Origin of the sequence: Streptomyces sp. SP18CS02 (genome assembly GCF_036322365.1) — a bacterium.
Classification (GTDB): domain Bacteria; phylum Actinomycetota; class Actinomycetes; order Streptomycetales; family Streptomycetaceae; genus Streptomyces.
This window is the reverse complement of the sequence record NZ_JAQYXC010000288.1, coordinates 335,858-347,420: the sequence shown is the minus strand read 5'-3', so window position 1 is coordinate 347,420 and position 11,563 is coordinate 335,858. Positions and strand designations below refer to the sequence as shown.

At 74.5% G+C, this 11,563-nt stretch carries 9 protein-coding genes; 8 read left to right on the top strand and 1 reads right to left on the bottom strand.

Annotated features, from left to right (window positions below; all coding sequences use genetic code 11):
• The first annotated feature begins 14 nt into the window (after positions 1-14).
• The 7 genes from PUR26_RS19985 to rfaE2 all read left to right on the top strand — a co-directional run bounded on the left by PUR26_RS19985 (position 15) and on the right by rfaE2 (position 8,977).
• Positions 15-1,109 (top strand): carboxylate-amine ligase, encoded by a 1,095-nt coding sequence (locus PUR26_RS19985; protein ID WP_329873779.1) that lies wholly within the window; start codon positions 15-17, stop codon positions 1,107-1,109.
• Positions 1,110-1,614: 505 nt separating this feature from the next.
• Positions 1,615-2,595 carry an NAD-dependent epimerase/dehydratase family protein gene (locus PUR26_RS19980; protein ID WP_329873778.1) on the top strand — a complete coding sequence of 327 codons (981 nt, stop codon included), beginning with the start codon at positions 1,615-1,617 and terminating at the stop codon, positions 2,593-2,595.
• 75 nt (positions 2,596-2,670) lie between these two features.
• On the top strand, positions 2,671-4,353 hold the full coding sequence (locus tag PUR26_RS19975; protein WP_329873777.1) for a carbamoyltransferase family protein: 1,683 nt from the start codon (positions 2,671-2,673) through the stop codon (positions 4,351-4,353).
• 3 nt (positions 4,354-4,356) lie between these two features.
• Positions 4,357-5,322 carry a glycosyltransferase gene (locus PUR26_RS19970; RefSeq protein ID WP_329873776.1) on the top strand — a complete coding sequence of 322 codons (966 nt, stop codon included), beginning with the start codon at positions 4,357-4,359 and terminating at the stop codon, positions 5,320-5,322.
• Complete coding sequence (locus tag PUR26_RS19965) at positions 5,319-6,707, top strand: glycosyltransferase (RefSeq protein ID WP_329873775.1); 1,389 nt, start codon at positions 5,319-5,321, stop codon at positions 6,705-6,707. Before PUR26_RS19970 ends, PUR26_RS19965 begins: the two co-directional genes overlap by 4 nt.
• Positions 6,708-6,914: 207 nt before the next feature.
• The gene (locus PUR26_RS19960) at positions 6,915-7,568 is read left to right on the top strand and encodes a D-sedoheptulose-7-phosphate isomerase (RefSeq protein ID WP_329873774.1); all 654 of its coding nucleotides are present in this window, start codon (positions 6,915-6,917) and stop codon (positions 7,566-7,568) included.
• Positions 7,565-8,977, top strand: coding sequence for a D-glycero-beta-D-manno-heptose 1-phosphate adenylyltransferase (gene rfaE2 / locus PUR26_RS19955; RefSeq protein ID WP_329873773.1), 1,413 nt, complete (start codon positions 7,565-7,567; stop codon positions 8,975-8,977). Before PUR26_RS19960 ends, rfaE2 begins: the two co-directional genes overlap by 4 nt.
• Before the next feature lie 102 nt (positions 8,978-9,079).
• Here rfaE2 and PUR26_RS19950 read toward each other — a convergent pair whose 3' ends face one another.
• Positions 9,080-10,363, bottom strand: a complete 1,284-nt coding sequence (locus PUR26_RS19950; protein ID WP_329873772.1) for an MFS transporter — start codon at positions 10,361-10,363, stop codon at positions 9,080-9,082.
• Between the two features lie 446 nt (positions 10,364-10,809).
• On the opposite strand from PUR26_RS19950, the gene PUR26_RS19945 reads away from it, so the two are divergent.
• Positions 10,810-11,556: an SDR family oxidoreductase gene (locus PUR26_RS19945; RefSeq protein ID WP_329873771.1), complete on the top strand. Its 747-nt coding sequence runs from the start codon at positions 10,810-10,812 to the stop codon at positions 11,554-11,556.
• Positions 11,557-11,563: the final 7 nt, after the last annotated feature.

Below are 11,563 nucleotides of genomic sequence, written 5' to 3'. Positions count from 1 at the left end.
GTTGGGGTCGCCTCATGATCACCGTTGGGGTCGAGGAAGAGTACCTGCTGCTCGATCCGCTCACCTGCATGCCGGTGCCGCTGGCGGAGCAGGTGCGCGCCGCGGCCGGTCTCGGACCGATCGTGGAGGACCAGGAGGTCCAGTCGGAGCTCCTCCAGGTCCAGGTCGAGGTCGCGACGCCGGTCTGCACGGACCTGGAGGAGGTCGGCGGGCATCTGCTGCGCCTACGGCACGCCATCGGCACGGCCGCGGAGAAGAACGGCTGCCGGATCGCGGCGTGCGGTACCGCGCCGTACCGGGAGGCGGCGCCCGTACCGGTCACCCAGAAGGCCCGTTACCTCGCCATGCGTTCGCAGGCCCCCCAGCTGGTCGCCGAGCAGCTGGTCAACGGGATGCACGTGCACGTCGCGGTCCCGGACCGGGCGACCGGGCTCGCGGTGCTGAACCGTCTGCGCGTCTGGCTGCCGACCCTTGTGGCCATGTCGGCGAACTCGCCGCTGTGGGACGGGACGGACACGGGTTTCGCCAGCTGGCGCACGTTGATCTTCGGCCGCTGGGCGGTCAGCGGGCCCCCGCCGCGCTTCGAGGACCACGACGACCACGAGAGGCGGGTCCGGGCGCTGCTGGACTCCGGGGTCATCTCCGACACCGGTCAGCTGTACTGGCAGGCCCGGCTCTCCGACAAGTACCCGACCATCGAGGTGCGCTGCACGGACGTGCAGTTGCGGGCCGACAGCGCCGTGATGTTCGCCGGCATCATCCGCGCCATGGTGGCCACCGCCATCCGGAACGAGGAGGACGGCCTACCGGTCCCCGACTGCCCGCAGGAACTGCTGCTGGCCTCCAACTGGCACGCCGCCCGCCACGGGCTGACCGGTCAGCTGCTCGACCCCGAGGGGCGGCGCCGCAGCGCGGGCGACGTCCTCGCCCGGCTGATCGACTCCATCACGCCGGCCCTCGACGAGACGGGCGACGACCGGGAGGTGGCCGCCCTGGTCCACCGGCTCCTCCAGGAGGGCACCCCGGCGGACCAGCAGCGCAGGGCCCTCGCCGAGGGCGGCCTGACGGGTCTCGCGGGTCTGCTCTTCAGCGAGACGGTAGCGCCGTAGGGGCGTCCGGCCACCGGGCTGGACGGGTGCGGCCCCCGCTGCCCGGCCGGCGGGTGGACGCGCGAGTCCCCGGACCGCGAGCCGGCGACCGTGGCTCGTCGGGCCGCGCACCGGGGGGCCCCGCCCCGCCGTGACAGCGGACTCGGCTCGGGTGGGTGGATCCGGCGGCCGGCCCGGTGGGCGAGGTGACCGCGCCGAGCGACACGGTGACGTCCACGGCTTCCGGATCGTCGAGCGGTCGGCGTGGCACCCCTCGCCGTGATCACGGTCGGGGGGACGGCGTCGAGCCGATCCCCGGCGGTTGCCCCGAACCGCACGGTGGCTCCGTCGGCGAAGCCCGGGCCGTGGACGGGACCGGGGTGCCGTGCCCTCCCCCGGGCCGGCCCGGGCCCGCCGTGACACCGCGTCACCACTCGAACGGCTCACACCGCCGTGCCTCCGACGCCCGTTCGGCTGAGCCTGGTCGCAGGCATGGGGCATCCGTTCGACGTACGGAGGAAATCGAATGAACACCGCTTTCCCTCGGAAATGGGAGCACGCCGTCGTCACCGGTGGCGCAGGATTCGTCGGTTCGCATCTGTGCGCCGCCCTGCTGGACTCGGGTGCCGCGGTCACCTGTGTCGACGACTTCAGCACCGGGCTGCCGGAGAACATATCCATACTGACCGGCCGCCCGGGATTCTCGTTCGTCGAGGCCGACGTGGCGCAGCCGTTCACCGTCGACCGGACTCCCGACCTGGTGCTGCACTTCGCGTCGCCGGCGTCCCCCGCCGACTATCTGCGTCTGCCGTTGCACACGCTGGAGACCGGCAGTCTCGGCACGCGCCATGTGCTGGCGCTGGCGCACCGGGCCGGTGCGCGCTTCCTGCTCGCCTCCACCTCGGAGGTGTACGGCGACCCCCAGCAGCATCCGCAGAACGAGCGGTACTGGGGCAACGTCAATCCGGTCGGTCCGCGCAGTGTGTACGACGAGGCCAAGCGGTTCGGTGAGGCGCTGACGACCGCCCACGCCGACGCGCTGGGCACCGACACCTGCATCGTGAGGCTGTTCAACACCTACGGGCCGCGGATGCGCGGCTACGACGGCCGGGCCGTGCCCACCTTCGTACGGCAGGCGTTGGCGGGCGAGCCCCTCACCGTCACCGGGGACGGCCTCCAGACCCGGTCGCTGTGCTTCGTCGACGACACCGTGCGCGGCATCCTCGCCGCTGCGGCCCACGGTCTGCGCGGTCCGGTGAACATCGGCAACCCGACCGAGATCACCATGCTGGAGCTGGCGCGGCTCGTCATCGAACTCTCCGGTTCCTCCTCCGAGATCCGCTTCGTCGAACGCCCGACGGACGACCCGGCGGTGCGCTGTCCGGACATCACGCTCGCGCGGGACAAGCTCCAGTGGGAACCGGGGATCGCGGCCGAGGAGGGGCTGCGCCGCACCATCGACTGGTTCCGCGCCCGCCCGCGCGGCTCCGCCGCCCACGGTTCCTGACTCCCCCGGTCGTCCGCCGGCCGGCGCGGCCCCGCGGGCCCCGCCGCCCCGATTCGTGAGAGGGCTGGAACGCCCATGCGCATACTCGGAATCAACGCGCTCTTCCATGACCCCGCCGCCGCTCTGATCATCGACGGCCGGACCGTGGCCGCCGCGGAGGAGGAACGTTTCTCCCGGCGCAAGCACGGGAAGCGGCCGGTGCCGTTCTCCGCCTGGGAACTCCCCGAACAGGCCGCCGCCTGGTGTCTGAAGCGAGCGGGGCTGCGCCCGCAGGACCTGGACGCCGTGGCGTACTCCTTCGATCCCGCGCTCGCCCGGCCCGCCGACGAGATGGGCCTGGACGACCCCTGGGACCACCTCCGGCTGACCTACGCCCGTCAGGCGCCGGGGTTCCTCGCCTCGGCGCTGGAGGGCCTGGACCCGGACGTCGTCCGCTTCGTACCGCACCACATGGCGCACGCCGCGTCGAGCGCGTTCGCGGCCGAAGGCGCCGACACCTCCTCGGCACTCGTCCTGGACGGCCGCGGCGAGCGGGCCTCGCACCTGGCGGCGCGCCGGGTGCACGACCGGCTGGAGGCGCTGTACGCGCAGGAGCTGCCGCACTCGCTGGGGCTGGTCTACGAGGACCTCACCGCCCACCTCGGGTTCCTGCGCTCGTCGGACGAGTTCAAGGTGATGGCGCTCGCCTCGCACGGCACGCCCCGCATGCTGGCGGAGCTGCGCCGCCATGTGTATCCGACGGGTGACGGCGGGTTCCACGCCGCCGGAGTGCCCTGGCACGAACTGTGCGCCCCCCGCGGACCCGAGGAGGCGTGGTCCCAGGACCACGCCGATGTCGCCGCCAGCGCCCAGGCGGTCCTGGAGGAGACCATGCTGGATCTGGTGCGGTGGCTGCACGGCCGGACCCACGACAGCCTGCTGACCCTCGCCGGGGGCGTCGCGCTCAACTGTGTGGCCAACTCGCGGATCGCGCGGGAGGGACCTTTCTCCCACGTCTGGGTGCAGCCGGCGGCCGGGGACGCGGGCACCGCCCTGGGCGGCGCCCTGCTGCTGGCGGCCCGGGGCGGCGACCAGCCGGAACCCATGGCCGGCGCCGATCTGGGCCGCGACTGGTCGGACGCGGAGCTGGGGGCCTGGCTGAAGACGGCCGCCGTGCCCTTCGAGCGGCCCGCCGACATCGCCACGACCGTGGCCCAGGCCCTGGCGGACAACGCCGTCGTCGCCTGGTTCCAGGGGCGTTCGGAGTACGGTCCGCGGGCGCTCGGGCACCGCTCGCTGCTGGCCCACCCGGGTCACGCGGGCAACCTGGAGCGGCTCAACGACGTGAAGGGCCGTGAGCAGTTCCGGCCCGTGGCGCCGATGGTGCTGGCCGACCGCGCCAAGGAGATCTTCGACGGGCGGCTGCCCAGCCCGTACATGCTCTTCGTCCATGACGTGGCGCCGCAGTGGCGGGAGCGCATTCCGGCGGTGGTGCACGTCGACGGCACCGCGCGCATCCAGACCGTCGACCGGGCGGCCGAGCCCCTGGTCGCGCGCATGCTGACCGAGTTCGAGCGGCTCACCGGGCTGCCCGTGGTGGTCAACACCAGCCTCAACACCGCGGGGCGGCCCATGGTGGACGACCCGCGCGACGCACTGGAGTGCTTCGGGTCCTCCCCCGTCGACCTGCTGGCCATCGGCCCGTACGCCATCCGGCGCGGGGACTTCTTCCGCTCCGGCGACGCCGCCCGCGACGCCGGCGTCCGACGGGAGGGGTGAAGCGTGAACATCCTGCTCTGGCATGTGCACGGTTCCTGGACCACGGCCTTCGTCCAGGGTCCCCACACCTATCTCGTCCCGGTCACCCCGGGCCGCGACCCGGACGGCCTGGGCCGGGCCCGGACGTTCCACTGGCCCGATTCCGTGCGGGAGGTGACCCCCGAGGAGCTGCCGGAGACGCCGGTGGACCTGGTCGTCCTCCAGCGGCCCCACGAGATGGCGCTCGCCGAGCGCTGGCTGGGCGGGCGCCGGCCCGGCCGGGACGTGCCGGCGGTGTACCTGGAGCACAACGCGCCCGACGGGAACGTACCGGACACCCGGCACCCGTTCGCCGACCGCGACGACCTGCTGCTGGTGCATGTCACCCACTTCAACCGGCTGTTCTGGGACAACGGGAGCACGCGCACCGAGGTGGTTGAGCACGGGATCGTCGATCCGGGCCACCAGTACACCGGCCGGATCCCCCGTGCCGCCGTGGTCGTCAACGACCCGATCCGCCGGGGGCGCCACACCGGGACGGACCTGCTTCCCGCACTGTGCGAGGCGACGCCGCTGGACGTCTTCGGGATGCGCACCGAGGGGCTCGCCCGGCATCTGGGCGTACCCGAGGACCGGTGCCGTCCGGCCGACCTCCCCCAGAGCGGGCTGCACGCGGCCCTGGCCGAGCGCCGGCTCTACCTGCACCCGGTGCGCTGGACGTCCCTCGGCCTGTCGTTGCTGGAAGCCATGCATCTGGGGATGCCGGTGGTGGCGCTGGCCACCACGGAGGCGGTCGAGGCGGTGCCGCGCGGCACCGGAACGCTCTCCACCCGGCCCGACGTGCTGGCGCGTGCCGCCCGGCGGTACCTGGCGGAGCCCGAGGCGGCGGCGGAGGACGGCGCCCGGGCACGTCAGGCGGCACTCGAACGCTACGGGCTCAAGCGCTTCCTGGGCGACTGGGAGCGCGTGATGACGGAGGTGCGCTCATGACATCCCTCGACCCGCTCGACCTCCGTACCGGAGCCGGCACCGGACCGGGTCACGGCCCCGGTACGGGCTCACGTGACCGCGAGGGCGCGGGCAGCGCCCTGCACCGGGCCGGCCGGGCCTCCGCCGGCCGCCGCGGCGCTTCCGCAGGACCGGTCGGCCGTCTGTCGATCGCGCTCGTCTCGGAGCACGCCAGCCCCCTCGCCACCCTGGGCTCCGTGGACGCGGGCGGGCAGAACGTCCATGTCGCGCGCCTTGCGGGCGCCCTCGCCGACCGGGGCCACCACGTCACCGTCTACACCCGCCGCGACGGGCGGCTCCTGCCGGACGTGGTGCCGCTGCGCCCCGGCGTCGACGTGTTCCACGTTCCCGCCGGGCCCGCGGAGCCCATCCCGAAGGACGAGCTGCTCTCGTGGATGCCGGCGTTCGGCCGCCGGCTGGCCGAGGAGTGGCGTATCCGCACCCCCGACGTCGTGCACTCGCACTTCTGGATGTCGGGCGTGGCCTCGCTGTGGGCGACACGTGAACTGCGCCTGCCGCTCCTGCACACGTACCACGCGCTGGGCACGGTGAAGCGGCGCCACCAGCGGCACCGCGACACGAGCCCGCCCGAACGCGTCACCTGTGAGCGGGAGGTGGGGCTGGGGTGTGCTCACGTGATCGCCACCTGCCACGACGAGGTGTTCGAACTGAGCAGGATGTACATACCGACCGACAAGGTCACCGTCGTGCCGTGCGGTGTCGACACCCGGTTGTTCTGCCCGCAGGGCCCCACCGCCGAGCGCGATCCCCGGCTGCACCGGCTGATCCAGCTGGGACGGCTCGTGCCCCGCAAGGGGGCCGCCGTCTCCGTGGCCGCCCTGCGGCGGCTGCCCGGCACCGAGCTCCTGATCGTCGGCGGCCCCCCGGCCGGCCGGCTCGACGACGACCCCGAGGTCCGGCGGCTGCGCGAGGTGGCGCGGCTGGCGGGCGTCGGGGACCGGGTGCGGTTCCTGGGCGGTGTGCCCGTCGACGAGGTGCCGCCGCTGCTGCGCAGTGCCGACGTGGTGCTGTGCCCCGGGGACTACGAGCCGTTCGGCATCGTGCCCCTGGAGGCGATGGCGTGCGGCAGGCCCGTGGTCGCCAGCGCGGTGGGCGGACAGCTGGACACCGTCTCCGACCCCGCCACCGGGCGCCTGGTGCCCCCACGGGACCCGGAGGCGCTGGCCCGCGCGGTCGGTGAACTGCTCGCCGACCCCGAGCGGCGGGCCTCGTGCGGCGCGGCGGGCCGTCGCCGGGTCCTGAGCCGATACGGCTGGGCCGGCATAGCGGAGGCCACCGAAGCGGTGTACGGCGCGGTGCTCGCCGCGCGGCCCGCCCTGACCGGCCTCCCCCGGGTCGCCGGGTGACCGAAGGCCGCCGCACGACGCCCGTCGCCGGTGCCGCACCCCGGTGCGGCACCGCGGCCGGTGGGCGGTGGGCGGTGGGCGGTGGGCCACCGTCCCGGACCCGTCGCCGGCCCCGTCCAGTCGCCCGTACCCGCCATGTCACCGACGCCCGAAGGAGGTGCGGGGCGCGGCCGCCGTCCGCCGGACGCGGTACGCCCCCGAACGCCCATGACCGATCACCTTGTCCCTCCCGCGCTCGACGCCGGGCACCGGCACTGCCAGTCCCTTCAGGACGCGCTCGGCCGCTTTCGTCACCGGGGCCTCGACCAGGTCGCCCGCTGGGGCGGCCACCTCGCCGGCGTGCTGCCCGCGGGCGGCAGGCTGCTGGCGGCGGGCAACGGCGGCAGCGCCGCCCAGGCCCAGCACCTCACGGCCGAGCTCGTCGGCCGCTACCAGCGCGAACGGCCCGCCTGCTCGGCGATCTCCCTGCACGCCGAGACCTCCAGCGTGACCGCCATCGGCAACGACTACGGGTTCGACCAGGTGTACGCGCGCCAGGTCTCCGCGCACGGCCGCCCGGGCGATGTGCTGGTCCTGCTGTCCACCTCCGGCCGCAGCGCCAATCTGATCGCCGCCGCGGTGACCGGCCGGGCGGCCGGACTCAGCGTCTGGGCGATGACCGGGCCGGGGCCGAACCCGCTGGCCGAGGCCGCCGACGAGGCGTTGTGCGTCGACGCCGGCTCGACGGCGACCGTGCAGGAGGCGCACCTGGTAGCCGTGCATCTGCTCTGCGAGTTCTTCGACGCGGCGACGGTGACCGGGGGGCCGTCGCGGGCGGCGGGCGCGGCACGGGCCCTGGCGGCGCACCGGAGGATGTCATGAGTACCCGTCAGCCGCTGGTGGTCGTCGGCGACGCCCTGCTGGACGAGGACATCGAGGGCGTCTCCAGCCGGCTGGCCCCCGATGCCCCCGCCCCGGTCGTGGACGTCACCGGCGACCGGCACCGCCCCGGTGGCGCCGGGCTGGCGGCCGCGCTGGCGACACGCGGCGGCCGGGACGTGGTGCTGGTGACGGCGCTGGGCGAGGACCCCGCCAGTGAGGCGGTACGCCGTGCGCTGCCGGGCCGGGTGCGGCTGGTCGAGCTCCCGCTGAACGGCACACTGCCGGTGAAGACACGGGTGCTGGCCGGGGGACGGCCCCTGGTGCGGATCGACCGCGGGGGCGGCGCGCCCGGCGAACCCGACGACGTGGTCCGGGACACCCTGGCCCATGCGCAGGCCGTGCTGGTCGCGGACTACGGGCGGCACACGGCCGACGCGGTACGGGAGCACCTGGCGGCCGTGGCGCCGAAGGTCCCCGTCGTGTGGGACCCGCACCCCAGGGGCGGTGTCCCGGTGGCGGGCGCCCGTATCGTCACACCGAACGCGGCCGAGACCCGCGCCCTGCGTCCCGGCGACGGTCCGGCGGGCGACGAGTCGCTGCGCGCCTACGCCGAACGGGGCGCCGAGCTGGCGGAGCGCTGGCGGGCGGCCGCCGTCGCCGTGACGCTGGGCGAGCGGGGGGTGCTGCTCACCCGGCCGGGCGGCGGGACCCCGATGCTCGTCCCCGCCCCGTACCGGGCGGAGGGCGATGCGTGCGGCGCGGGTGACTGCTTCGCGGCCGCGACGGCCGCAGCGCTGGCGGACGGTGCCCTGCCCGAGGAGGCGGTGGAGCGGGCGGTGGCCGAGGCTGCGGCGTTCGTGGCGTCGGGGGGCGCGGGCAACCCGGCGCTGTGGCGGGCCCCGTCCGACGCCTCGCCGGCCCGGGCGCCGGAGACCGATCCGTTCGCGCTGGCGGAGATCGTGCGGTCCCGGGGCGGCACGGTGGTGGCCACGGGTGGCTGTTTCGACCTGCTGCACGCCGGTCACGTCGGTCTGCTGGAAAGCGCCCGGCGGATCGGCGACTGCCTGATCGTGTGCGTGAACTCGGACGAATCGGTCGGTCGGCTCAAGGGCCCGGGACGGCCGCTGAACCACGAGGCGGACCGGGTCCGGGTCCTGGCGGGGCTCGGCAGTGTGGACGCCGTCGCCGTCTTCGACGGGGACACGCCCGCGGAGCTGCTGACCCGCCTGCGGCCGGACGTGTGGGTGAAGGGCGGCGACTACACCGCCGAGGAGCTGCCCGAGGCGGGCGTACTGCGCTCCTGGGGCGGCCAGGCGGTGGTGCTGCCCTACCTCGACGGCCGCTCCACCACCCTGCTGGCCCGCAGGGCCGCCCTGGCCGCGGTCCCGGTCCGTCCGCCGGGAGGCTGAGACCGGCTCGGCTCGCCCGCCGGGCTCGCGTCCCCCGCCCCGAGCGTGGTGCGGGCGGGGACACGTGCCCCGGGCGGTGCCCGTCGCTCCCGGGGGTGCGGCTCAGGCGGCGGTGCCGAGCGCGGGTCGTTTGGTGACGGCCGGGGTCCCGGTGCGCACGAGCACGGGGGCCGTCGTACGGCGGTCGCGGAGCAGGAAACCCGCGCCGATCGCGCCGGCGATGAGCAGCCCGCCCGTCACCAGGGCGCCGCGCGCTCCGGCGAGTTCCATGAGCAGGCCGAGCAACGGCGGGCCGCCGAGGCCCCAGACCGTCTTGATGCTGCCCCAGACGCCCAGGATCCGGCCGCGCAGGTGCGCGGGAGGGTCGGTCTGCAGGACGGTGGTCCCGGCCGTGTCGGAGATCGACTCGACGACCGCCATGGGCAGGACCATGACGAGGAGCACGGCGAGCGACGGGGACAGTCCCGCCACCACCTGGAGCAGGGCCCCGGCGGCGGCCATGACGCCGACGAGCCGTACCGAGGGCTTGCGCAGCCGGGCGCCCAGGACCGCGCCCACGATGCCGCCGACGGCCAGCACGGTGGAGACCGTGCCGAACGCTCCGGCACCCCCCGCGAGAGGGCCGGTGACGAGCACCGCGAGGGTCAGCCCGTAGTTCCGGCCGAAGACCGCGCTGATGCCGGTGATGCCGGCGAGCGCGAGCAGTCGGGGACGGCGGGCGAAGAAGACCAGTCCCTCCCGTACGGTCATGTCGTCGTCGGCCCGCCGTGCGCCGTCACCCGGCGGGGCCGCCGGGGTCCCGCCGTCCGCCGCGGAGCCCGTGATCCGCCGCACGGCGCCGGCCGCCGGGCGCAGGAACGGGATCACCGCGGCCACGAACAGGAACGAAAGGCCGTTTGCCGCGTAAGCGGCGGCAGTGCCCAGGAAGCCGACGGTGACACCGGCCAGCGCGGCACCGGCGAGCCGTCCGGCGTTGTGGATCAGGGATCCCACCCCGATCGCCGAGGGGACGTCCTCGGCGGGCACCAGGTCGTTGCCGAGCAGCGCGCAGGCGGGCCCGTCGACCGTGGCGATCAGGCCGGTGACAGCGGCCAGCGCCATCAGGATGCCCAGGTCGAGCTGGTCGAACGCGACGAGCAGGGCGGTGGCGAAGGCGACGGCGCCCAGCAGCGCCTGGCTGACGGCGGCCGTCAGCCTGCGGGGCCAGCGGTCGACGGCGGCGCCGCCTGCCACTCCCATGAGCAGCCCGGGCGCCGCCTGCACCGACAGGGACAGCCCGGTCGCGGCGGCGGACCCGGTGATCTGGAGGACCAGCAGGTTCTGCACGGTGAGCTGCATCCACGTACCGGCGTTGGACACGAAGTTCGCGACCGACCACCAGCGCATGCTGCGGTACTTGAGGGAGCGCCACGGCGAGTGGTCACCGGAGCGGGCAGGGCGGGGCGGGCGGCCGGGGGCGGGTGCGGACCCGGCGGAAGCAGAAGATGAATGCACGGCTGAGTACTCGTTGACGAGCCGGGTGGACCCGGATGGCGGAATACGGCGGAAACTCGGAGAACCGGCTGCGCTGCACGGCCGAACCACCGGATCTGTCAGGCGCTGCGCCGCTCCCGAGGGGCGGTCCACAGCGTCGACCATCGTGGCAGACGGGCATCGGCCCCTGCGGCGCCGAGCGCGGCACACGGCCGCCCCGGTGGCCGGATTCCCTTGGCACGACAGGGATCGGGAACTTCTGGTGTGCTTGCTCACAGTGACCGTCCGGCATGCCCTTCGTAGTGGCGCGGGCCACAGTGGGAGGCACTGCGGGCGGTTCACGGCGGAAGGCGGAGGGCATGGGCGGCGAAGCACTGGTCGATCTTCACGGCAGGCAGGCGCTGGTGACCGGAGGAGCCCGGGGCCTCGGCGCCTCGATCTCCCGGAAACTGGCCCGGGCGGGGGCTTCGGTGCTGGTCGCGGACGTGCGCAAGGAGCAGGCACGGGAGCTGTGCGCCCAGCTGGGGCAGGACGGCTGCGAAGCGCGTTTCGTCGAGATGGACGTACGGGACGCGAAGGCGGTCGCGGACGTCTTCCGGGAGCTGGAGAAGGCCGGCCAGTGGGTGGACGTGCTCGTCAACAACGCGGCCGTGGACGTCTCCAAGCCGATCGAGCACCTGACGGCCGACGAGGTGACGCGGGTCATCACGACCAATCTGCTGGGGCCGATGTACCTGTGCCTGGAGACCTACCGCCGTATGGTCGCGCGTGGCGGCGGTCACATCGTGAACATCCTCTCCACGGCGGCGAACCGTACGTGGACGGAGGCCGGTCCCTACTCGGCGGGCAAGTCCGGGCTGCGCGCGTTCACCCACACCCTGTTCAAGGAGGCGCAGCGGGACTGCCCGGGCATCGGCGTCACGGGGATCCTCGCCGGGGGCATGGAGACGCCGTTCATCATGGAGCGTTTCCCGGACACGGACGTCTCGATGCTCCAGAACCCGGACGTCGTCGCCGACACGGTGCTGTACGCCCTGTCGGTCCCGGACAGCAGTGTCGCGGCCGAGCTGGTGGTGGTGCCGCGCAAGGAGCCGTCCTGGCCGTGACGCGGCC